This window comes from Aeromonas taiwanensis (genome assembly GCF_000820165.1).
Taxonomy (GTDB): domain Bacteria; phylum Pseudomonadota; class Gammaproteobacteria; order Enterobacterales; family Aeromonadaceae; genus Aeromonas; species Aeromonas taiwanensis.
Map to the genome: position 1 here is coordinate 12,549 of NZ_CDDD01000045.1, position 22,314 is coordinate 34,862.

At 60.2% G+C, this 22,314-nt stretch carries 16 protein-coding genes and 1 tRNA gene; 10 read left to right on the plus strand and 7 right to left on the minus strand.

All coding sequences use genetic code 11. The features are described 5' to 3' along the window. Positions 1-58 precede the first annotated feature (58 nt). Positions 59-1,582: a fumarate hydratase gene (locus tag BN1136_RS07615; protein WP_043760139.1), complete on the minus strand. Its 1,524-nt coding sequence runs from the start codon at positions 1,580-1,582 to the stop codon at positions 59-61. Between the two features lie 210 nt (positions 1,583-1,792). Between BN1136_RS07615 and pabB the strand changes: the two genes are divergently transcribed. The 3 genes from pabB to BN1136_RS07630 all read left to right on the plus strand — a co-directional run bounded on the left by pabB (position 1,793) and on the right by BN1136_RS07630 (position 5,294). Beyond that, positions 1,793-3,163 (plus strand): aminodeoxychorismate synthase component I, encoded by a 1,371-nt coding sequence (gene pabB, locus BN1136_RS07620; protein ID WP_043760137.1) that lies wholly within the window; start codon positions 1,793-1,795, stop codon positions 3,161-3,163. Between the two features lie 50 nt (positions 3,164-3,213). Beyond that, a complete protein-coding gene (locus tag BN1136_RS07625) occupies positions 3,214-3,831 on the plus strand; it encodes a CoA pyrophosphatase (protein ID WP_043760135.1) in 618 nt (205 codons plus the stop codon). A gap of 164 nt (positions 3,832-3,995) precedes the next feature. Next, entirely contained in the window at positions 3,996-5,294 is a 1,299-nt protein-coding gene (locus tag BN1136_RS07630) for an HAAAP family serine/threonine permease (RefSeq protein ID WP_043760131.1), read from the plus strand. 731 nt (positions 5,295-6,025) lie between these two features. Here the strand turns inward: BN1136_RS07630 and sstT are convergent. Then, the gene (gene sstT / locus BN1136_RS07635) at positions 6,026-7,276 is read right to left on the minus strand and encodes a serine/threonine transporter SstT (RefSeq protein ID WP_043760129.1); all 1,251 of its coding nucleotides are present in this window, start codon (positions 7,274-7,276) and stop codon (positions 6,026-6,028) included. 332 nt (positions 7,277-7,608) lie between these two features. On the opposite strand from sstT, the gene BN1136_RS07640 reads away from it, so the two are divergent. From BN1136_RS07640 to BN1136_RS07655, 4 genes are all read left to right on the plus strand, one after another. After that, the gene (locus BN1136_RS07640) at positions 7,609-9,531 is read left to right on the plus strand and encodes a RecQ family ATP-dependent DNA helicase (protein ID WP_043760127.1); all 1,923 of its coding nucleotides are present in this window, start codon (positions 7,609-7,611) and stop codon (positions 9,529-9,531) included. A gap of 556 nt (positions 9,532-10,087) precedes the next feature. After that, the gene (locus tag BN1136_RS07645) at positions 10,088-12,010 is read left to right on the plus strand and encodes a PrkA family serine protein kinase (RefSeq protein ID WP_043808309.1); all 1,923 of its coding nucleotides are present in this window, start codon (positions 10,088-10,090) and stop codon (positions 12,008-12,010) included. Between the two features lie 24 nt (positions 12,011-12,034). Then, complete coding sequence (locus BN1136_RS07650) at positions 12,035-13,306, plus strand: YeaH/YhbH family protein (protein WP_043760125.1); 1,272 nt, start codon at positions 12,035-12,037, stop codon at positions 13,304-13,306. A gap of 10 nt (positions 13,307-13,316) precedes the next feature. Continuing rightward, positions 13,317-14,837: a SpoVR family protein gene (locus BN1136_RS07655; RefSeq protein WP_043760122.1), complete on the plus strand. Its 1,521-nt coding sequence runs from the start codon at positions 13,317-13,319 to the stop codon at positions 14,835-14,837. Between the two features lie 68 nt (positions 14,838-14,905). Here BN1136_RS07655 and fadR read toward each other — a convergent pair whose 3' ends face one another. Beyond that, positions 14,906-15,619, minus strand: a complete 714-nt coding sequence (gene fadR / locus BN1136_RS07660; RefSeq protein ID WP_043760120.1) for a fatty acid metabolism transcriptional regulator FadR — start codon at positions 15,617-15,619, stop codon at positions 14,906-14,908. A gap of 333 nt (positions 15,620-15,952) precedes the next feature. Between fadR and nhaB the strand changes: the two genes are divergently transcribed. Together nhaB and dsbB are read left to right on the plus strand one after the other, a co-directional pair. Beyond that, a complete protein-coding gene (gene nhaB / locus BN1136_RS07665; RefSeq protein WP_043760118.1) occupies positions 15,953-17,527 on the plus strand; it encodes a Na(+)/H(+) antiporter NhaB in 1,575 nt (524 codons plus the stop codon). A gap of 86 nt (positions 17,528-17,613) precedes the next feature. After that, complete coding sequence (gene dsbB / locus BN1136_RS07670; protein WP_043760117.1) at positions 17,614-18,135, plus strand: disulfide bond formation protein DsbB; 522 nt, start codon at positions 17,614-17,616, stop codon at positions 18,133-18,135. A gap of 222 nt (positions 18,136-18,357) precedes the next feature. On the opposite strand, the gene BN1136_RS07675 is transcribed toward dsbB, so the two are convergent. The 3 genes from BN1136_RS07675 to uvrB all read right to left on the minus strand — a co-directional run bounded on the left by BN1136_RS07675 (position 18,358) and on the right by uvrB (position 21,446). Beyond that, entirely contained in the window at positions 18,358-19,011 is a 654-nt protein-coding gene (locus tag BN1136_RS07675; protein WP_043760116.1) for a DedA family protein, read from the minus strand. Positions 19,012-19,179: 168 nt separating this feature from the next. Next, complete coding sequence (locus BN1136_RS07680; RefSeq protein ID WP_043760113.1) at positions 19,180-19,437, minus strand: YkvA family protein; 258 nt, start codon at positions 19,435-19,437, stop codon at positions 19,180-19,182. Continuing rightward, positions 19,434-21,446 (minus strand): excinuclease ABC subunit UvrB, encoded by a 2,013-nt coding sequence (gene uvrB, locus BN1136_RS07685; protein WP_043760112.1) that lies wholly within the window; start codon positions 21,444-21,446, stop codon positions 19,434-19,436. The genes BN1136_RS07680 and uvrB overlap by 4 nt, the downstream gene beginning before the upstream one ends. Positions 21,447-21,578: 132 nt before the next feature. Between uvrB and BN1136_RS07690 the strand changes: the two genes are divergently transcribed. Continuing rightward, positions 21,579-21,654, plus strand: a tRNA-Asn gene (locus BN1136_RS07690). A gap of 55 nt (positions 21,655-21,709) precedes the next feature. On the opposite strand, the gene BN1136_RS20480 is transcribed toward BN1136_RS07690, so the two are convergent. After that, positions 21,710-21,892 carry a hypothetical protein gene (locus tag BN1136_RS20480; RefSeq protein WP_231557847.1) on the minus strand — a complete coding sequence of 61 codons (183 nt, stop codon included), beginning with the start codon at positions 21,890-21,892 and terminating at the stop codon, positions 21,710-21,712. Positions 21,893-22,314 lie beyond the last annotated feature (422 nt).

The window sequence follows — 22,314 nt, forward strand, 5'->3', positions numbered from 1 at the left end:
CATGGTCATGCTGTGCCGGGCATTCAGCCCGCCCCCCGACCAGCGGGGTTGAAACGCATCACGCGAGCTTGGTATCCAGCTCGGCAATCTTGGCAGACCAGTAGGCCGGCCCGGTTTCGTGGATGTTGTTGCCCTGGGAGTCGACCGCCACGGTGACCGGCATGTCTTCCACCTCGAACTCGTAGATGGCTTCCATCCCCAGATCGGCAAAGGCCACCACGCGCGCCTTCTTGATGGCTTTCGCCACCAGGTAGGCGGCGCCGCCGACGGCCATCAGATAGACGGCCTGGTGCTGCTTGATGCTCTCGACCGTCTTGGGGCCGCGCTCGGACTTGCCGATCATGCCGATGAGGCCGGTTTCCCCCAGCATCATGTCGGTGAACTTGTCCATCCGGGTGGAGGTGGTGGGACCGGCCGGGCCGACCACTTCGTCACGGACCGCGTCGACCGGGCCCACGTAATAGATGAAGCGGTTGGTGAAATCGACCCCTTCCGGCAGCCCTTCGCCATTCTTGAGCATGTCGGCGATGCGCTTGTGGGCGGCATCACGACCGGTCAGGATCTTGCCGGAGAGCAGCACGGTATCGCCACTCTTCCAGCTGGCGAGCTCGGCCTTGGTGATGCCATCCACGTTGACACGGCGCACATTGCCGCCGGACTCGCGGGTGATCTCCGGCCAGTCTTCCAGCTTGGGCGGCGTCAGCTCCGCCGGGCCCGAGCCGTCCAGCTCGAAGTGCACGTGACGGGTGGCAGCGCAGTTGGGGATCATCACCACGGGCTTGGAGGCGGCGTGGGTCGGCGCGGATTTCACCTTCACATCCAGCACGGTGGTGAGACCGCCGAGGCCCTGGGCGCCTATCCCCAACCGGTTGACCTTGTCATAGAGTTCGACCCGCAGCTTCTCTTCAGTGGTTTGCGGACCACGGGCGATCAGCTCCTGGATGTCGATGTGCTCCATCAGGGCTTCCTTGGCGAGCACGGCCGCCTTCTCGGCAGTACCGCCGATGCCGATACCCAGCATGCCCGGCGGGCACCAGCCGGCGCCCATGGTCGGCACGGTTTTCAGCACCCACTCGACGACGTCGTCAGAGGGGTTGAGCATCACCATCTTGGACTTGTTCTCGGAGCCGCCCCCCTTGGCCGCAATGCTCACCTCCACCTTGTCGCCGGGGATCATGTCGATGTGCACCACGGCCGGGGCGTTGTCTTTGGTGTTCTTGCGGCTGCCGGCCGGATCGGCCAGCACGCTGGCACGCAGCGGGTTGTCCGGATTGGTGTAGGCACGGCGGGTGCCTTCGTCCACCATCTCCTGGACCGTCATGTCGCTGTCCCACTGCACCTGCATGCCGATCTTGACGAAGCAGGTGACGATGCCGGTATCCTGACAGAGCGGGCGATGACCTTCGGCAGACATGCGGGAGTTGATCAGGATCTGGGCCAGGGCATCCTTGGCGGCCGGGTTGATCTCGCGGTCGTAGGCGGCCTTGGCGGCCTGCACGAAATCGAGGGGGTGGTAGAAGGAGATGTACTGCAGGGCGTCAGCAATGGAATCGATAAAGTCCTGTTTTTTAATGATGCTCATATCATCCTCACTGGTCCTTGTTATCGCTAGCGCGAGCAAGGGCTTCCATATGAGCCGGGCCTTCGGCAGGCGGCAAATGCACCTGGAGCCGGCAGACTACGGCGTGTTTTTATAACGGTGTTTTTCTTAAAAATGCCGGCGGCCATGATACGCTTGACCACCCGAACCGGCTAGGGAGCCGGGTGCAAACTGTTGCCTATGTAACAAAAAATGAAACCAAGACTGCATATCCACCATTTCGACCCGCAAGCCTCGCTCCACACCTGGTTTGCCCGCTTGCAACACCAGCCCTGGGCCATCCTGCTGGAATCCGCCGGCCCCCAGGGGGCCGACAACCGCTTTGACATCATCAGTGCTGATCCTCTGGCCACCCTGGAGACCCGGGGTGAGAGCACCAGCCTCACCCAGGCTGGGCACCTGAGCCACCACCACGAGGATCCCCTCGCCCTGCTCGCCGATACCCAGCAGGCCCTGCTCGGTGATCAGGTGGAGGATAACTCTGGCCTGCCGTTTATCGGGGGAGCCCTGGGGTTGTTCGGCTACGATCTGGGGCGGCGATTCGAGCGTCTGCCCACACAGGCCCAAAGGGACATCCAGGTCCCCGACATGGCGATGGGCATCTACGATTGGGCCTTGCTGCGGGACGTGGCGACCGACCGCTGGCAGCTGGTGCACTGGGGGGACGAGACCGGACTCGACCGCCGGCTGGCGTGGCTGATGGCACAAACCGCTCAGGAGACGCGCCCCTTTGGCTTGTTGGGCCCCTGGCAGAGCAACATGAGCCGGGCCGAGTATGGCGACAAGTTTGCCCGCATCCAGGCTTATCTGGCGGCGGGGGACTGCTACCAGATCAACCTGACCCAGCGTTTCAGCGCCCCCTATGAGGGAGACGAGTGGTCCGCCTATTGCGCCCTCAGTGCCGCCAACAAGGCGCCGTTCTCCGCCTTTTTCCGCCTGCCCCAGAGCGCCATTTTGAGCCTCTCCCCCGAGCGCTTTCTGCTGCTCGACGATCGCCATATCGAAACCAAACCCATCAAGGGCACCCGCCCCCGCCATCCGGATCCCGAGCTAGACGCCCGGGTGGCGGACGAGCTAGCCCACGCGGACAAGGACAGGTCGGAGAACCTGATGATCGTGGATCTGCTGCGCAACGACATCGGCCGGGTGAGCCGCCCGGGCACCGTTACCGTGCCACACCTCTTTGCCGTGGAGTCCTTCCCTGCGGTGCACCACCTGGTCTCCACCATTCACGGTGAGCTCGATGCCCGCTGGCAGGGCGTGGATCTGTTGCGTGCCTGTTTCCCCGGCGGCTCCATCACGGGCGCCCCCAAAATCCGGGCGATGGAGATCATCGAGGAGCTGGAGCCCCACAGACGCAACGCCTACTGCGGCAGCATCGGCTACCTGAGCCAGCATGGGCGGATGGACACCAGCATCTGTATTCGCACCCTGATCGCCGAAACCGGCCACCTCCACTGCTGGGCCGGGGGCGGCATCATTGCCGACTCCGACCCGGACGCCGAGTATCAGGAGACCTACGACAAGGTGGCCCGCATCCTGCCGCTGCTGGGCACGCTATGAATCTGGCATGCGGCACCGCAGACCCAAGAGCAGAGGAGGACCACATTCAGATGACGCGCACCGAGCTGCTGACCCGCTTCCTGCTGCAACGCCCCGCCCCCGCCCATCGCCTGGCGCTGGGGGGGCTCAAGCCAGCGGCGGTCTTGATGCCCCTGGTAGAGCGCCCCCGGGGCCTCCACCTGCTGTTGACCCGGCGCAGCCCGGCCCTGCGCCACCACCCGGGTCAGATCAGCTTTCCCGGCGGACGCCAGGATCCGGAGGACGAGAGTCTGATCCACACGGCACTGCGGGAGACCGAGGAGGAGCTCGGCATCCCCGCCGCCCAGATCCGGGTCATCGGCAGTCTCACCCCCCTCAACACCGTCTCCCGCTACGATGTGCTGCCGGTGCTGGCCATGCTCGATCCCGGCTATCGCCTGACCCTGAGCCAGGATGAGGTCGCGCAGGCTTTCGAGGTGCCCTTGAGCCACGTGCTGAACTCGGCCCATCACATCGCCCTGACCCTGCCGCGATCGGGCAGACACCACACCATCTACTGGATCCCCTGGGGCAACTCCTTCATCTGGGGCGCCACCGCCAGCATGATCCGCCAGTTGGCCCAGCACCTGTCAGAGCAACATATTGATAACTTATGTGGGCGAGAAATTATCCAATTAACACTCAAATAACATTGCATATGATAAATAAATTTTGATTTTTTATTCTTTTGATCACATTTCTACAAGAAAGTACGGGTTTCGACCTGATAAAGGTGAATTTGATCAACATTTTTGATTAAAAAGACAGTATTCTTGCGCCGACTAATTAAAACCACACATTCGGGGTGAGACACATGTCCAATACAGTCACTGGCGCACAGGATGTTGCAGCCGTACAGGAGCAAGGAACTCGCTCTACCCAAGCTCGTGGTTGGAGCAAGCAAGACTCCACCTGGGTGATCAGCCTGTTCGGTACCGCAGTCGGTGCTGGCATCCTGTTCCTGCCCATCAACGCCGGCATGGGTGGCTTCTGGCCGCTGGTCGTGATGGCGCTGCTGGTCGGCCCCATGACCTACCTGGCTCACCGCGGCCTGGCCCGTTTCGTACTTTCCTCCAAGCAGCCCAACGCAGACATCACCGAGGTGGTGGAAGAGCACTTCGGCATCGGTGCCGGCAAGCTCATCACCCTGCTCTACTTCTTCGCCATCTACCCCATCGTGCTGATCTACGGGGTGGGCATCACCAACACGGTGGAAAGCTTCCTGGTCAACCAGCTGCAGATGACGCCGCCACCGCGCTGGATCCTCTCCATCGTGCTGATCATGGCCATGATGTCCGTGATGCTGGCTGGCGAGAAGCTGATGCTGAAGGTCACCGAATTCCTGGTCTACCCGCTCATCGCCATTCTGGCCGGTATCTCCCTCTACCTCATTCCGGACTGGACCGGCGCGGCCCTGAGCGAAGTGCCGAGCGCCAAGGACTTTGCCACCACCCTGTGGCTGACCATTCCCGTGCTGGTGTTCTCCTTCAACCACAGCCCGGCCATCTCCAGCTTCGCCCTGGCCCAGCGTCGCGATCACGGTGACAATGCCGTCGCCAAGTCCGACGCCATCCTCAAGCGCACCGCCGTCATCCTGCTGGGTTTCGTGATGTTCTTCGTCTTCTCCTGCGTGATGAGCCTGACACCAGCCCAGCTGGCAGAAGCCAAGTCCCAGAACATCGCCGTGCTCTCCTACCTGGCCAACCAGCATGCCAGCCCCATCATCTCCTACTTCGGTCCGCTGGTTGCCTTCGTGGCCATCGTCTCCTCCTTCTTCGGTCACTATCTGGGTGCCCGTGAAGGCCTGAAAGGGATGATCGTCCAGAACATGCGCAACTCTGGCAAAGAGCCGAACCACAAGAAGATCGAGCTGTTCATCATCGCCTTCTTCATCCTGACCCTGTGGGGCGTGGCCGTGATCAACCCCTCCATTCTCGGGATGATCGAGTCCCTGGGTGGCCCCATCATCGCCACCATCCTGTTCCTCATGCCCATGTACGCCATCAAGCGCGTACCGGCCATGGCGAAATACCAGGGTCAGATCAGCAACGTCTTCGTGGCAGTCATGGGTCTTATCGCCATCTCCGCCATCCTCTATCAGCTGGTCGGCTAATCCCGCCCTCGATAGCGTCGGGCCACCCTGGCCCGACTCATCCCCCACAGCCCGGCAGGCTCAGTCTGCCGGGCTGTGTTTATTGCAGCGCCTGTCAAGGCGAGCCTTCCCGCCCCGTCTTCCAACCCATTGCAGCCCCTGCCCCCCTGACACCATCACAGGCAACGAAGACCCTTGCCATCTTCCCACGCCTATCCCATCCGTTCGCATCTCCCTCTTGCCGCCACGCCACCATCGCACCCTCTACCTAAGTACAAGCGCCGGACATTTTCACAAAAAGGCGTGACCGGGCAAAGAAAACTGGCGGAAGACACTAGATCGCGGACGCCTCCCGCCAGCGCGGACCGCTCCAGTGGCGCTTGCCGTCACCCCCGATTCAGGTCGACGGATCTGATAGAAGAGTGGGCAGGCACTCAGGCATCGGCAAACCGTCTGTCCTCACGACAGTCCAGGTCAAATCGCTTTTCGGGTCTGTGGCATGGAGCCTTTTGGGTTCACCAGCACAGGCCCTCGCCCCCTGGCAAGCCCCTCGACCAGGCGCCGTGATCAGCCCCATAGCCAAAACCGGGGCGATGCAGGAAAGATCCGGGAGCACATCCTACGAAGTGGTCAGGGACTGACCGCGCTGAGGTTGAAGGCAGATGGTTGATGACACATGGCAGAGGGCAGAGGGCAGACAATAAAAAGCGCCCTCCGAGGAGGGCGCCAGCATCTCGTTTAAAACGAGAAGATCAGACTTCGCGGCTGGGGACCGGAGCGGCGTCCAGCAGGCTTTCATCCTCGGCCATGCAGGCGGCTGCGGTGAACAGTACGTCGGTGGAGCTGTTGAGGGCCGTTTCGGCGGAATCCTGCAACACCCCGATGATGAAACCGACAGCCACCACCTGCATGGCGATGTCGTTGCTGATGCCGAACAGGCTGCACGCCAGCGGGATCAGCAGCAGGGAGCCGCCAGCCACACCGGAGGCGCCGCAGGCACTCACGGTGGCAACCACGGAGAGCAGAATGGCCGTCGCCAGATCCACTTCCATGCCCAGAGTGTGCACTGCCGCCATGGAGAGCACGGTGATGGTGATGGCGGCGCCGGCCATGTTGATGGTGGCCCCCAGCGGGATGGAGACCGCATAGGTATCTTCCGGCAGGCGCAGCTTCTCGGCCAGGGCCATGTTGACCGGGATGTTGGCCGCGGAGCTGCGGGTGAAGAAGGCGGTCACGCCGCTCTCTTTCAGGCAGGTCAGCACCAGCGGATAGGGATTGCGCTTGATCTTCCAGAACACGATGAGCGGGTTGACCACGAAGGCGATGAACAGCATGCAGCCGATCAGCACCACCAGCAGCTGGGCATAGCCGAACAGTGCGTCGAAGCCGGTCTCGGCCAGGGTGGAAGCGACCAGGCCCAGGATGCCGAGCGGGGCGCAACGGATCACGGCCTTGACGATGGTAGACACCCCGTGGGACAGATCGGAAATCAGCGTCTTGGTGCTCTCGTTGGCGTGGCGCATGGCGATGCCAAGGCCGATGGCCCAGGCCAGGATGCCGATGTAGTTGGCGTCCAGCAGCGCTTTCACCGGGTTGGTCACCACGTTGAACAGCAGGGTCTGCAGCACTTCCGTGATGCCGCCCGGCGGCGTGATCTCGGCGTTGCCGGCCACCAGGTGCAGGTCGGAAGGGAAGAGGAAACTCGCGACCACGGCCACCGCTGCCGCCAGGAAGGTACCCAGCACATAGAGCAGCAGAATAGGTTTCATGTTGGTCTTCTGACCCTGCTTGTGGCCGATGATCGCCGACATCACCAGCACGAAGACCAGCAGCGGTGCGACGGCCTTCAGGGCGCCAACGAACAGGCTGCCAAGCAGGCCCGCCGCCTTCGCCCATTCCGGCATGAACATGGCAAGGAGGATACCGAATACCAGACCGACCAGGATCTGGCTAACCAGACTGGTGCTGTTGACCAGTCGAATGAGGGGGTGTTGTTGTGTCATCAAGTAGTCCCTGTGCACTCATGGTGCGTGAATCATTAGTCCTGTTGGCAACCAGCCCCGCGCATTGGTACCGGTCCGATGACTGTGGCGCCGTGGGCAGCTCTTCTGGTGGAGCTGTCCCGTTCGCGTGGGGTTGCGGACAAGGAATATCCCATCTGCCATCGTTTTTTTCCACATAATCACTGAAAAATATCAGGGTTACCTCACAAAAAATCTACAACAATGTGATAACACAATATCAACGCCGGTTGAAATGTCACCAAACCAGTCCGATCCTCGGTCACGGGGGCCCAGGAGTGGTATGATGGCGCCCTTTGTCAAGGAGCCTTGCCATGATCACCTCTCTGCTGACACGACACTTCGGCTTCGATCAATTGCGCCCGGGTCAGGAGGCGGTGATCAGCCGTCTGCTGGCGGGCAAGAGTGCGGCGGCCATCTTCCCGACCGGGGCTGGCAAATCCCTCTGCTACCAGTTGCCCGCTCTGGCACTGCCGCACCTGACCCTGGTCATCTCCCCCCTGCTGGCGCTGATGCACGATCAACTCGCCTTCTTGCAGCGCAAGGGGATCGCGGCCGCGACCCTGGACTCCAGCCAGACGGTGGAAGAGAGCCGGCACGTGATGCAGCAGGCCAGCGATGGCCAGCTCAAGATCCTGATGATCTCGGTAGAGCGCCTCAAGAACGAACGCTTTCGCCGCTTCATCGCCCAGGTACCCCTCTCCCTGCTGGTGGTGGACGAAGCCCACTGCATCTCGGAGTGGGGTCACAACTTTCGCCCCGACTACCTGAAGTTGCCGGATCATCGCCGCGAGCTCGGCATTCCCCAGGTGCTGCTGCTGACCGCCACCGCCACCCCGGCAGTCATGGCCGACATGCAGGAGAAGTTCGCTATCGACGGGGAGGATCTGGTCGTAACCGGCTTCTATCGCCCCAACCTGGACCTGGCCGTGCTCCCGCTGGCCGGGCGTGCACGGGATAACTGGCTGCGCGAGGAGCTGCACCGGGATCCCGGTGCCCCCACCATCGTCTATGTCACCCTGCAACACAGCGCAGAGCAGTGCGCCGCGCAGTTGCAGGCCAGCGGCATCCGGGCGTGCGCCTACCATGCAGGGCTGGATCCCGCCCTGCGCAGCCAGATCCAGCACGACTTCATGACCGGCCAGATCGATTGCATCATCGCCACCATCGCCTTTGGCATGGGTATCGACAAGGCCGACATTCGCCGGGTCATTCATTACGATCTGCCCAAGTCCATCGAGAACTACAGCCAGGAGATCGGCCGTGCCGGGCGCGACGGCCTCCCCTCCCGCTGTACCGTCCTGGCCAGCCGTACCCAGCTGCCGGTGCTGGAGAATTTTGTCTATGGTGACACCCCGGATCGCTCGGCCATCGTCACGCTGCTCGAAATCCTGCTGCAAAGCGGCAGCGAGTGGGAGTTCAGTCTGCTGCGCCTCTCCAACGAGACCAACATCCGCCAGCTGCCCCTCAAGACCCTGCTGGTCTATCTGGAGATGGCGGGCATCATAGCGCCAGCCTACAGCTACTTTGCCGAGTACCGTTTCAAGTTCGTGCTGGAAAAGCGGGAGATCCTCGCCCGTTTCAATCCCGATCGTCGCCAGTTTCTGGAGCAGCTGTTTGCGTGCGCCCCCCAGGCGCGCACCTGGTGTACCATGGACTTCGATGCGCTGTGGCAGGGATATCAGGGGGAACGCCAGCGGGCCGCGGCGGCGCTGGATTATCTGCAGCAGCAGGGCTGGATCGAGCTGGAAAGCAAACAGATGACCGAGGTATATCGGGTGCTACGCCAGCATATCGATACGGTGACACTGGCTGAAGAGCTCCATGGGTTGTTTGAAAAGAAAGAGCAGAGCGAGCTGGGCCGTCTGCAGGCCCTGCTGGCGTTCTTCTCGTCGACAGCTTGCCTGAGCCACGCACTGGCCCGCTATTTTGCCGACGACGCGGCGCCCGAGCGGTGCGGGCACTGTTCCGTCTGCCGGGGAGAGGTCGCCAAGCTGCCCCCGGAGCCCATTGCGCCCTTGCCAAACGAACACGGTCTGCGCGCCTGGTGCGATCCCTTTGTCGCCCTGAGCCACCAGCGCTCGCCCCGGGTACTGACGCGCTTCCTGTGCGGCATCGCCACCCCGCTCACCACCCGCCTCAAGGCCAGGCAGCTGGCGGGCTTTGGACAACTCGCGGCGCACCCCTTCGCCGACGTGCTGTGCGCGGTCTCCGCGCTTTATTCCGACGAGACCTGAATCGCCAGGCGCTGAAAAAATAAGACCCTCGCGGTTGCGAGGGTCAAGCCAACGGAAACGTGCTTAAACAGAGCTTAGTATCTGCACAATCACCCACTCTCTTGCTAAAGCGATGACTGCTCGACACAGGGCCAATCTAGAGCAGCCAGAATGTAGCGTCAATGTAAAAATTAGAGCTAAAACACCAAACAATAGCCATTACGTTAACGTAAGCGGAATATATTTTTACCCTCTTTTCTTCGCATCCCTTGCACCGCCTGCACTGCGGCTGCACGGGATCGGTAAACCCTCTATTCTCCCCCCTGCCACACAAACATTTATTTTTTATGTCTTTGACATTTACATCACTGTCGTGGCAGAAATAATTTAACAGTCAGTAACATAGGTATGTCATTGGCTGCACCTTCCCGCATCTTGATCGGGAAGCTCCCGTACAAACTTAAACCAATGATGGCGATGGATTACTGGGGGCTGTTGACTAGGCTTAAGACGTAAACAGAACAAAAGTAGTGATCCACTCTTTTTCAGGGCAAGCGACTATAACGAGGGCTAAGTTATGGGCATCTTCGAGCACTATCAACAGCGGTATGAGAAGGCCAGAGAGGAGGAGTACAGCATCCAGGAGTTTCTGGACATGTGCAAACAGGATAAATCCTGCTACGCCTCCGCCGCCGAACGTCTGCTGACAGCCATCGGCGAGCCGGAAATGATCGATACCTCGACCAATCCGCGCCTCAGCCGCCTCTTCTCCAACCGCGTCGTTGCGCGCTACCCCGCTTTCAAAGACTTCTATGGCATGGAAGATGCCATCGAACAGATCGTCTCCTATCTCAAACATTCGGCCCAGGGTCTGGAAGAGAAGAAACAGATCCTCTATCTGCTGGGGCCGGTTGGCGGTGGTAAATCCTCGCTGGCAGAGAAGCTCAAGTCCCTGATGCAAAAGGTGCCCATCTATCGCATCAAGGGTTCACCGGTCAACGACCACCCCTTCTGCCTGTTCGACATCGAGGAGGATGGCGAGATCCTGGAGAAGGAGTACGGCATTCCTCGCCGCTATCTGAGACCCATCATGTCCCCTTGGGTCGCCAAGCGACTGCACGAATTTGGCGGCGACATCACCAAGTTCAAGGTGGAGAAGGTCAACCCCTCCATTCTCGACCAGATCGCCATCGCCAAGACCGAACCGGGGGACGACAACAACCAGGACATCTCCTCCCTGGTGGGCAAGGTGGATATCCGCATGCTGGAACACTATGCCCAGGATGACGCCGACGCCTACTCCTACTCCGGTGCCCTGTGCAAGGCGAACCAGGGGATGATGGAGTTCGTGGAGATGTTCAAGGCCCCCATCAAGGTACTGCACCCGCTGCTGACCGCCACCCAGGAGGGGAACTACAACGGGACCGAAGGGCTCTCCGCCCTCCCCTTCGACGGCATCCTGCTGGCCCACTCCAACGAATCCGAGTGGCAGCAGTTCCGCAACAACAAGAACAACGAGGCCTTCCTCGACCGGGTTTACATCGTCAAGGTGCCCTACTGCCTGCGCGTCTCGGAAGAGGTGAAGATCTATGAAAAACTGCTGTTCAACAGCGAACTGACCGAGGCCAAGTGCGCGCCGGGCACCCTGGAGCTGCTGGGCCAGTTCTCCGTGTTGTCGCGCCTCAAGGAACCGGAAAACTCCAGCCTCTACTCCAAGATGCGGGTCTATGACGGTGAGAGCCTCAAGGACACGGATCCCAAAGCGAAGAGCTACCAGGAGTACCGCGACTACGCCGGTGTTGACGAGGGGATGAACGGTCTCTCCACCCGCTTCGCGTTCAAGATCCTCTCCCGCGTCTTCAACTTCGACCATGCGGAAGTGGCCGCCAACCCGGTGCACCTCTTCTACGTGCTGGAACAACAGATCGAACGGGAGCAGTTCCCGCAAGAGCTGCATGATCGCTATCTGGAGTTCATCAAGGGTTATCTCACCCCGCGCTACGTGGAGTTCATCGGAAAAGAGATCCAGACCGCCTATCTCGAGTCGTACTCCGAGTACGGCCAGAACATCTTCGATCGCTACGTCACCTACGCCGACTTCTGGATCCAGGATCAGGAGTACCGTGACCCCGAGACCGGCCAGCTGTTTGACCGGGCGTCTCTCAACAGCGAGCTGGAGAAGATCGAAAAACCCGCCGGGATCAGCAACCCGAAGGATTTCCGCAACGAAATCGTCAACTTCGTGCTGCGTGCCCGGGCCAACAATGCAGGCCGTAACCCCAACTGGACCAGTTACGAGAAGCTGCGCACCGTGATCGAGAAGAAGATGTTCTCCAACACGGAAGAGCTGCTGCCGGTTATCTCCTTCAACAGCAAAACCTCGGCCGAGGAGCAGAAGAAGCACGATAACTTTGTCGAACGGATGATGGAGAAGGGCTACACCCGCAAACAGGTGCGCCTGCTCTCCGAGTGGTATCTCAGGGTCCGCAAGTCATCCTGACCCTGACCTGTTCAAGGGGGAGTTATGGCGCATTTTATCGACCGCAGGCTCAACGGCAAAAACAAAAGCGCTGTCAATCGGCAGCGCTTCATCCGCCGTTACAAGAAGCAGATAAAACAAGCGGTCTCGGATGCTGTCTCCAAGCGCAGCATCCAGGACGTGGACAAGGGCGAGAGCATCAGCATCCCGACCAAGGACATCGGTGAGCCCCACTTCCATCAGGGACAGGGGGGCAAACGGGAGATGGTGCACCCGGGCAACGATCAGTTCGTCTCCGGCGACAAGATTGACCGTCCCAAGGGAGGGGGTGGCGGTCAGGGGAGCGGCGAAGGCCAGGCGTCGGATCAGGGAGAAGGGGTGGATGACTTCGTCTTCCAGATCTCCAAGGATGAATACCTCGATCTGCTGTTCGAAGATCTCGAGCTGCCGCGGCTGCAGAAGACCCAGCTCAATCAGCTGATGGAGATGAAAACCTACCGGGCGGGCTACACCTCCAACGGGGTGCCCGCCAACATCAACGTGGTGCGTTCGCTGCAAAACTCGCTGGCACGCCGCATGGCGCTGCAGGCGGGCAAGAAACGCCAGCTGCGTGAACTGGAAGCGCGATTGGCCCAGCTGGCCAGCGAGCCCAACGATCACTTTGCCGAGATGGCGCAGCTCGAGAAGGAGATCCGCGAGCTGAAACGGCGGATCGAGGCGGTGCCCTTCATCGACACCTTCGATCTCAAGTTCAACAACTTCGTCAAACGGCCGGTCCCGTCCAGCCAGGCGGTAATGTTCTGCCTGATGGACGTCTCCGGCTCCATGGATCAGGCCACCAAAGAGATGGCCAAGCGTTTCTATATCCTGCTCTACCTCTTCCTGAGCCGGACCTACAAGAATGTCGAGGTGGTCTACATCCGCCACCACACCCAAGCCAAGGAGGTGGACGAGCACGAGTTCTTCTACTCCCAGGAGACCGGTGGCACCATAGTCTCCAGCGCCCTCAAGATGATGAGCGACATCATCAACGAGCGTTATCCCGCCAACCAGTGGAACATCTACGCGGCACAGGCGTCCGATGGGGACAACTGGGCGGATGATTCCCCTCAGTGCCGGGAGATCCTGATGCGCGACATCATGCCGCGGGTGCGTTACTACTCCTACATCGAGATCACCACCCGAGCCCACCAGACCCTGTGGCACGAGTACGAATCGGTGGCAGAGCAGTACGCCCACTTCGCGATGGAGCACATTCGCAAGGTAGAGGACATCTATCCGGTCTTCCGGGAGCTGTTCAAGAAGCAAGCGGCTTGAGGGACCCCCTATGGCAGAAACCGCGAGAAAAATAGCACCGCTGGACGATGGCCCTGACTGGAACTTCGATCTGCTGGAGACTTATCATCAGGAGATCTCCCGGGTGGCCAAGTTCTATCGGCTGGACACCTACCCCAACCAGATCGAGGTGATCACGGCGGAACAGATGATGGATGCCTACTCCAGCGTCGGCATGCCCATCGGCTATCAGCACTGGTCATTCGGCAAGCGCTTCATCCACACCGAACGCAACTACAAGCGTGGCCAGATGGGGCTGGCCTACGAGATCGTCATCAACTCGGATCCCTGCATCGCCTACCTGATGGAGGAGAACACCATGCCGATGCAGGCCCTGGTGATGGCCCACGCCTGCTACGGCCACAACTCCTTCTTCAAGAACAACTACCTGTTCAAGGCCTGGACCGATGCCTCCTCCATCATCGACTACCTGCTGTTCGCCAAGAACTACATCACCGAATGCGAGGAGAAACACGGCATCGATGCCGTCGAGCGGCTGCTCGACTCTTGCCATGCGCTGATGAACTTCGGGGTGGATCGCTACAAACGGCCACAGAAGATCTCGCTGGCGGAGGAAAAGCGGCGCCAGAAGGCGCGGGAAGACTACCTGCAGACCCAGGTCAACGAGCTGTGGCGCACCCTGCCCAAGCAGCACAAGATCTCCGGGGTCGAAGACAGGCGCTACCCGGCGGAGCCCCAGGAGAACATCCTCTATTTCATCGAGAAGAATGCCCCCCTGCTCGAGCCCTGGCAGCGCGAAATCGTGCGCATCGTGCGCAAGATCAGCCAATACTTCTATCCCCAGAAGCAGACCCAGGTGATGAACGAAGGGTGGGCCACCTTCTGGCACTACACCATCCTCAACCACCTCTACGACGAGGGGAAGATAAGCGATCGCTTCATGCTGGAGGTGCTGCACAGCCACACCAACGTGGTGTATCAGCCCCCCTACAACAGCCGCTACTACTCCGGCATCAACCCCTACGCCCTCGGCTTCGCCATGTTCACGGACCTGCGCCGCATCTGCGAGCACCCGACCGAGGAGGACAGACACTGGTTCCCGGACTACGCCGGCACAAACTGGGTCGAAACCCTGCATTTTGCCATGCAGAACTTCAAGGACGAGAGCTTCATCAGCCAATTCCTGAGTCCCAAGGTGATGCGCGACATGAAGCTGTTTGCCATCGACGACGACGATCTGAAGAACTACCTCAAGGTCTCCGCCATCCACAACGAGGAGGGTTACCGGCAGGTGCGCAACACCCTGTCAGCCCAGTACAACCTGAGCAATCTGGAGCCCAACATTCAGGTCTACAACGTGGCGGTGAAGGGCGATCGCTCCCTCACCCTGCGCTACGTGCCCCACAATCGCATCCCTCTTGGCGAGTCACGCCACGAGGTGCTCAAGCATCTGCACCAGCTGTGGGGATTCGACGTGATACTGGAGCAGGACAACGGCGAGCTTGCGGCGGACATCATAGGCCGCTGCCCGGAGCGCAAGAGCGTGACCTGACGGGCAACAGCAGAAGATCGTGCATAAAAAAACGCGCCTTCAGGCGCGTTTTTTTGGGGTCGTGGCAATCAGTTGTCACACAGGTTGCTCGGCATGTCCTGACGCAGGCGGGTCCATAACTTGCCCGACTCGATGCCGTACTGGCGTACCGTCATGAACACGGCTTCGTGATCCTTGGTCTCGGCCAGCTTGCGCAGCGTCTTGTAGTAGGCATCCGCAGTTTCGCGCGCCTGCTTGTCGGAGAAGTAGTAACGCCCGACGCGGCTATACAGCCCCTTGAAACCGTTGAGGATCAGGGCATAGATGGGGTTGCCGGAAGCAAATGAGAGCTGGTGATGGAGACGATAATCGAACTCCGCATAGGCTTCGGCCGTGTTCTCCACCTCGTCGGCCCCACGGAGGATCTCGGCGGCCTGTTCCGGGTTGTTGCGAATGGCGCCCCGTATGAAGATGGTGCAGATGTTGGTGCGGGCCGACAGCAGCTGGGCCACCAGATCCGGCACCTTGTCCTGATCGAGACGAGCCAGGGTCTCCAGGATATTGAGGCCCGAGGTTTCCCAGAAATTGTTCACCTTGGTCGGTTTGCCATGCTGGATGGTGAGCCAGCCATCGCGGGCAAGGCGCTGCAACACTTCGCGCAAGGTAGTGCGAGTCACGCCAATCAGCTCGGACAGTTCACGCTCCGCCGGCAGAATGGATCCAGGAGGAAAGCGATTGTTCCAGATGGACTCGATGATGTATTCCTCGGCAAACCCGGCAGGGCTTTGCGCTTTTATGACCATGTAATGACTCTGTTGTAGTGCGTAAAAAGGCTCACGAATAATAGCAAAGCCGGTCATGCTGGCAAGCAGAAGGTCAGTCCTCTGCTCACATTAACCCAATCTTTTTGTTAAAAATATGTGATGCGCAACAACTCAGGAGCCAAGCAACACCAAATGATGCCGTGATGAGCACTTCATCACTGGGCAAGTCTCTCCACCTTATTTATAGTTATCGCTCCCTTGATTAAAATCATGTGCAATCAATCTGATACAGGTGAATATCCGGATGTTCGGGTCGAGTCGGGCTCGGCTGCATAGACTCAGATATCAACAACAGAACAGAGAATCATCATTATGCCAATCAGCCTAGGGCGCGCTTTTACAAAGAATTTTTTGGGCAATGCCCCCCGATGGTACAAAATTGCCATCGTTTTATTCCTGCTGATCAACCCGATCATCTTCTACTTTGACCCCTTCCTTGCCGGCTGGTTGCTGGTTGTCGAGTTCATCTTCACCCTGGCGATGGCGCTCAAATGCTATCCGCTGCAGCCAGGTGGTCTTCTGGCCATCGAGGCGGTGCTCATCGGCATGACCTCGGCCAACCAGATCAAGCATGAGTTGGTGGCCAATATAGAGGTGCTGCTACTGCTGGTCTTCATGGTGGCTGGCATCTATTTCATGAAGCAGTTGCTGCTCTATGTCTTCACCAAGATGCTGGTGCGCATCCGCTCCAAGACCTGGCTCTCCCTCGCCTTCTGCCTGGTATCGGCTTTCTTGTCCGCCTTCCTCGACGCCCTGACCGTGATCGCCGTGGTGATCAGCGTTGCCACCGGCTTCTACGCCATCTACCACAAGGTGGCCTCACGGGACGAGTCCGGCAACTTGCACCACGACGACGAGGAGATTGACGAGCTTTCCCGCCAGCATCTGAACGAGTTCCGCGCCTTCTTGCGAAGCCTCATGATGCACGCGGCCATCGGTACCGCATTGGGGGGCGTCTGCACCCTGGTCGGTGAGCCCCAGAACCTCATCATCGGTGAACAGGCGGGCTGGCATTTCGGCGAATTTGCCGTGCGCATGGCTCCCGTCACCATCCCCGTGTTCCTCTGTGGCCTGCTCACCTGCATCCTGGTCGAAAAGTTCCGCCTGTTTGGTTACGGCACCCGGCTGCCCGACCCCGTGCGTCACATCATGGAAGCCTATGAGCGCGAGGAGGATGCACAGCGCTCCCCCCAGGACAAGGCCAAGCTGATCGTCCAGGCGGTGATCGCCGTCTGGCTCATCACGGGTCTGGCCCTGCACCTTGCCGCAGTCGGGCTGATCGGCCTGACGGTCATCGTGCTCGCGACCGCCTTCACCGGCGTCACCGAAGAGCACGCGCTTGGCAAGGCGTTCCAGGAGGCGCTCCCCTTCACCGCCCTGCTCACCGTCTTCTTCAGCGTGGTGGCGGTCATCATCGACCAACAGCTGTTCAAGCCAGTGATCCAGTGGGTACTGGCGGCCAAGCCGGAGGATCAGCTCGCCCTCTTCTATCTGGCCAACGGCCTGCTCTCCATGGTCAGTGACAACGTCTTCGTCGGCACCGTCTACATCAACGAGGTGAAGACGGCGCTGATCAACGGTGCCATCAGCCGCGATCACTTTGACCTGCTGGCGGTGGCCATCAACACCGGTACCAACCTGCCATCGGTCGCCACCCCCAACGGCCAGGCCGCGTTCCTGTTCATGCTGACCTCGGCACTGGCACCGCTGCTGCGCCTCTCGTACGGCCGCATGGTGTGGATGGCTCTGCCCTATACCCTGGTGCTGGGCCTGGTCGGTTTCTTTGCCGTGGAGCTGCTGCTCGGCCCTGCCACCGAGTGGTTCTATCACGCAGGCTGGCTGGTCGATCACGCCGCCGTACCGCTGCCGACCCCGGCCGCACATTGATGATGAGAGGGGCTGTTCGGCCCCTTTCTTTTTAGATGGGGCTCTGCTCTAATTCAGCCACTCTTTTTCTCCGTGAGATCAATCAGATGATCGAGTTTCTTCGCCGTATTGCCAGCCATCGCCTGGCCTGGGGGTTGCTGGCCGCGTCGGCGCTCTTCCTCGAGCTGTGTGCCCTCTTCTTCCAGCACGTACTGGGTCTGCACCCCTGCGTGATGTGCATCTACGAGCGGATCGCCATTCTCGGCGTGCTGGCCGCCGGTCTGCTCGGGATGGTGGCTCCCCACAAATGGTACGTACGCTGGAGCGCCATGCTGCTGTGGGGTTACAGCGCCTTCTGGGGCCTGAAACTGGCCCTCAAGCACGTGGATTACCAGATGAACCCCTCCCCCTTCAACGTGTGCGAAGGGTTCGTCGACTTCCCCAGCTGGGCACCGCTCGATCAGTGGATCCCCTGGTTGTTCTTCCCGGACGGTGACTGCAGCGAGATCAGCTGGCAATTCCTCAGCTTCTCCATGCCGCAGTGGCTGGTGGTCATCTTTGCCGCCTACCTGCTGGTCTTCGTGGTGGTCGCCATCGGCAACCTCATCAAGGGCCGCTGCTGCAACTAAACACCGGTCGATGCATCCAAAAAGGGAGCCCAAGGCTCCCTTTTTATTCTGCTCCGCAGTTCGTTCTGGGCCACCAGCACCTTCTCCCTGGCACCATCAGAGAGCGGTCGTCACCTGCGTCAGCGACCAGCTGGTCTGCTGGGTGGTTGCCTTGGCAATGGGTCAAGCACAAATAACAAAAAGGGGCCCATGGCCCCTTTGTTGCAATCAACCTTGTCCGGTTCAGACAGCCGTCTTGTTGGCATTCATCCTGGCTTTCGCCATGCCGATCACCATGGGCAACAGCGAAATGGCGATGATGCCGAAGATGAGCAGGGTGAAATTGTGGCGCACCACAGGCAGATTGCCGAAGAAGTGGCCCGCGTAGACGAAGGAGAGCACCCACAGGAGACCACCCACCAGGTTGAACACCAGGAAACGGGGATAGGTCATGGCGCCCATGCCGGCCACGAAAGGCGCGAAGGTACGTACTATGGGCAGGAAGCGGGTGATGATGATGGTCTTCCCCCCGTGCTTGGCATAGAAGGCGTGCGTCTTGACCAGATGGTCACGGCGGAAGATCTTCGAGTCAGGATTGCGAAACAGCTGCTCCCCGAAGAAGTGGCCTATGGTGTAATTCACCACGTTGCCAAGCACGGCGGCGATGATCAGCACCCCGGCCAGGGTGTGCACATTGAGTGCGCTGTCCACGGTCAGGGCGCCGGCGGCAAACAGCAGGGAATCACCGGGCAGGAAGGGCGTGACCACCAGACCCGTCTCGCAGAAGATGATGATAAACAGGATGGCGTACACCCAGACGCCGTAGTGTTCGAACAACTCTTTCAGATGCACGTCGACGTGCAGGATAAAGTCGATGACAAAGAGGATCAGTTCCATTTTTTGGTACCCATGAAGTGAACGGCGTGGAGTCTACGCCAATGAGACCTGGCTCACAATCGCCTCCAGGCCCCCTTTTTCATCCAGCATCAGAGGGCGCCCTCCATTCCCCCAGTCCTGCCCCGTCCGCTGCCGCTCCAGCCCCCCCAGGCACTGGGCCAAGCGACCTCAATCGAGCTTGTCCAGTGCGGCCACCACGGCGCTAGGTAGGCATTTCTCCCAGCCCCACAACAGGAGCATCAGCAGGGTCGCATCATCGAGCCAGCCGACGAGAGGCACCAGGTCCGGCACCAGATCCACCGGGCTGATGCCGTAGATCAGGATGAGGATCACCAGCCCCTTCGCCCACCAGGAGGTGGCAGGATGGCGAAAGCCGAGGTAGAGGCGACGCAGGCGCCGCCAGATGAGCCAGCGTCTGGCGCTCATGATTCGATCAGCTCGCCGCGCAGCCGCTGGATCTGATCCCGCAGCGCCGCCGCCTGTTCGAACTCCAGATCCCGCGCATGCTGGAACATCTGCTCCTCCATCCGTTTGATCTCCTTGGCGATCTCGCTGGCGGAGCGGGCATGGTACCCCCCTTGCGGCTCGGCGGCCTTGCGGCTCCCCTTGCCGGCCTTGCCCGCCGTGCGGCTGCCCCCCATGTCCATCACATCGCCGATGGACTTGTTGAGTCCCTTAGGCGTGATGCCGTGTTCCAGGTTGTGGGCGTGTTGCAGGGCGCGGCGCCGCTCGGTCTCCTCGATGGCCACCTTCATGGAGTTGGTGATGGTGTCCCCGTAGAGGATGACCTTGCCGTTGAGGTTGCGCGCCGCCCGGCCTATGGTCTGGATAAGCGAACGAGTGGAGCGCAGGAAGCCCTCTTTATCCGCATCCAGAATGGCCACCAGAGAGACCTCCGGCATGTCGAGGCCTTCGCGCAGCAGGTTGATGCCCACCAATACGTCGAACTTGCCAAGGCGCAGATCACGGATGATCTCCACCCGCTCCACGGTATCGATGTCGGAGTGCAGGTAACGCACCCGCACCTCGTGATCCGCCAGGTATTCGGTCAAGTCCTCCGCCATCCGCTTGGTGAGCGTCGTCACCAGCACCCGCTCCTCCACCGCTACCCGCTTGCGGATCTCGGAGAGCAGGTCGTCCACCTGGGTGCTGACCGGCCGCACTTCCACTTCGGGATCCAGCAGGCCGGTGGGGCGCACCACCTGCTGCACCACGTCGCCGCCGGACTTCTCCAGCTCGTAGGGACCGGGAGTCGCCGACACGAACACCGTCTGCGGCATCAACGCTTCGAACTCGTCGAACTTCAGCGGCCGGTTGTCCAGTGCCGACGGCAGGCGGAAGCCGTACTCCACCAGGGTCTCCTTGCGGGATCTGTCCCCTTTGAACATGGCGCCGATCTGGGGCACCGTGACGTGGGATTCGTCGATGATGAGCAGGCCGTCCCCCGGCAGGTAGTCGAACAGGGTGGGCGGCGGCTCCCCCGGCGCGCGGCCGGAGAGGTAGCGGCTGTAGTTCTCGATGCCGGAGCAGTAGCCGAGCTCCTGCATCATCTCCATGTCGAACTGGGTGCGCTGGCTGATGCGCTGCTCTTCCACCAGCTTGTTGAGGGACAACAGCTGCTCACGCCGCCCCTTGAGCTCCTCCTTGATGTGCTCGATGGCCCCCAGGATGGTCTCCCGCGGGGTGGCGTAGTGGGTCTTGGGGTAGATGGTGTAGCGCACCACCGTCTGCTCGATGGCACCGGTCAGCGGGTCAAACAGGGAGAGGCGCTCCACCTCCTCGTCAAACAGCTCCACCCGCAGGGCCAGCTTGTCCGATTCGGCGGGGTAGATGTCCATCACCTCCCCCCGCACCCGGAAGGTGCCGCGCTGGAAGGCCATGTCGTTGCGGGTGTATTGCAGCTCGGCGAGGCGGCGCAATATGTCCCGCTGGTTGATGACGTCCCCCACTTTGAGGTGCAGCATCATGCTGAGGTAGGCCTGGGGATCCCCCAGGCCATAGATGGCCGACACCGAGGCGACGATCACCACATCGCGCCGCTCAAGCAGCGCCTTGGTGGCCGACAACCGCATCTGCTCGATGTGATCGTTGATGGAGGCATCCTTCTCGATGAAGGTGTCCGTGGTCGGCACATAGGCCTCGGGCTGGTAGTAGTCGTAATAAGAGACGAAGTACTCCACCGCGTTGTCGGGGAAGAACTCCTTCATCTCCCCATAGAGCTGGGCCGCCAGTGTCTTGTTGGGGGCCAGGATCATGGTGGGGCGGTTGAGGGTCGCGATGACGTTGGCCATGGTGAAGGTCTTGCCCGAGCCGGTCACCCCGAGCAGGGTCTGGTGCGCGAGACCCGACTCGATGCCGTCGAGCAGCTGGGCGATGGCCCTCGGCTGATCCCCGGCGGGTTGGAATTGGCTGGCCAACTGGAATAACTTGCTCATGACGACTCCCGGCAAAAAACGGCAAGGGAGCAGTGTACCCCGAGTCGACAGCCCTGGGTATCCGTCTACCTGCCCTGATGGCTATTGACCCCGAAATACGACCTCTGTATGATGCACCTCCTTGCCTGATGTTCCCCCGTAGTTCAGTCGGTAGAACGGCGGACTGTTAATCCGTATGTCACTGGTTCAAGTCCAGTCGGGGGAGCCAATCTCCTCACCATCTCGGTGCAAGTTATCCACTTTAGTGCTTTCCTCTGCCAATTTTAATGCACAAGCCCTCGCTTGCGGCGCGCTCCCCTTTTGATCCCCCATTCCCGACCAGCAGCGTTTTGTTCTGCTGCGTATAACCATTTGATTTTTAAAGAAACAATTTTTTTCAGGTATTTTTTGAACAGCTCTTGCAGCCCAGTATTGGCGCGGGATACAGCCTGATCGCCAAGTTTCATAAACAGGGTTATCCACAGTTTCTGTGGGTAACTTGGCCAAAGCCACGCCTCGTCTAGGTTGGCGACGATCGCCTCCCTTCGTCGGTGCCACCACGCCTCTATCCCCATTTTCTGCTGTTTTTGCTCTCCCCCCTAAATGGGGTCAACCAGGGCAATGCCCTCGCCCTGGCGCAGTATTTTTTCGCCATCCCCCGTGCCACGGGTCAGCACTCGCCGGATGATGCTAAGGATTCCTTTGTCACCCAACCTTGCCCCCAGTGAAAAATGCTGAAAACCATGCTCAATTGCTCCCCATGCAGCAGGTAATAAATTGTCCACAGGGGGAATGCCGCCTCTCCGCCCGACAGCACAAATCACTCATTGACACCGTAGATGGCAGGGTAAAATAGAGCCATTTATCCCAAAGGGCCCACGCATCCCCC

What these genes read in the sequence shown, in the direction of transcription:
- BN1136_RS07625 (WP_043760135.1), top strand. Translation starts at nt 3,214, where the DNA reads ATGACGCGCACCGAGCTGCTGACCCGCTTCCTGCTGCAACGCCCCGCC.
- BN1136_RS07675 (WP_043760116.1), bottom strand. Translation starts at nt 19,011, where the DNA reads ATGGAACTGATCCTCTTTGTCATCGACTTTATCCTGCACGTCGACGTG.
- BN1136_RS07650 (WP_043760125.1), top strand. Translation starts at nt 12,035, where the DNA reads ATGGCGCATTTTATCGACCGCAGGCTCAACGGCAAAAACAAAAGCGCT.
- sstT (WP_043760129.1), bottom strand. Translation starts at nt 7,276, where the DNA reads ATGACACAACAACACCCCCTCATTCGACTGGTCAACAGCACCAGTCTG.
- nhaB (WP_043760118.1), top strand. Translation starts at nt 15,953, where the DNA reads ATGCCAATCAGCCTAGGGCGCGCTTTTACAAAGAATTTTTTGGGCAAT.
- BN1136_RS07630 (WP_043760131.1), top strand. Translation starts at nt 3,996, where the DNA reads ATGTCCAATACAGTCACTGGCGCACAGGATGTTGCAGCCGTACAGGAG.
- pabB (WP_043760137.1), top strand. Translation starts at nt 1,793, where the DNA reads ATGAAACCAAGACTGCATATCCACCATTTCGACCCGCAAGCCTCGCTC.
- BN1136_RS07615 (WP_043760139.1), bottom strand. Translation starts at nt 1,582, where the DNA reads ATGAGCATCATTAAAAAACAGGACTTTATCGATTCCATTGCTGACGCC.
- BN1136_RS07645 (WP_043808309.1), top strand. Translation starts at nt 10,088, where the DNA reads ATGGGCATCTTCGAGCACTATCAACAGCGGTATGAGAAGGCCAGAGAG.
- BN1136_RS07680 (WP_043760113.1), bottom strand. Translation starts at nt 19,437, where the DNA reads ATGAGCGCCAGACGCTGGCTCATCTGGCGGCGCCTGCGTCGCCTCTAC.
- BN1136_RS07640 (WP_043760127.1), top strand. Translation starts at nt 7,609, where the DNA reads ATGATCACCTCTCTGCTGACACGACACTTCGGCTTCGATCAATTGCGC.
- fadR (WP_043760120.1), bottom strand. Translation starts at nt 15,619, where the DNA reads ATGGTCATAAAAGCGCAAAGCCCTGCCGGGTTTGCCGAGGAATACATC.
- BN1136_RS20480 (WP_231557847.1), bottom strand. Translation starts at nt 21,892, where the DNA reads ATGAAACTTGGCGATCAGGCTGTATCCCGCGCCAATACTGGGCTGCAA.
- dsbB (WP_043760117.1), top strand. Translation starts at nt 17,614, where the DNA reads ATGATCGAGTTTCTTCGCCGTATTGCCAGCCATCGCCTGGCCTGGGGG.
- uvrB (WP_043760112.1), bottom strand. Translation starts at nt 21,446, where the DNA reads ATGAGCAAGTTATTCCAGTTGGCCAGCCAATTCCAACCCGCCGGGGAT.
- BN1136_RS07655 (WP_043760122.1), top strand. Translation starts at nt 13,317, where the DNA reads ATGGCAGAAACCGCGAGAAAAATAGCACCGCTGGACGATGGCCCTGAC.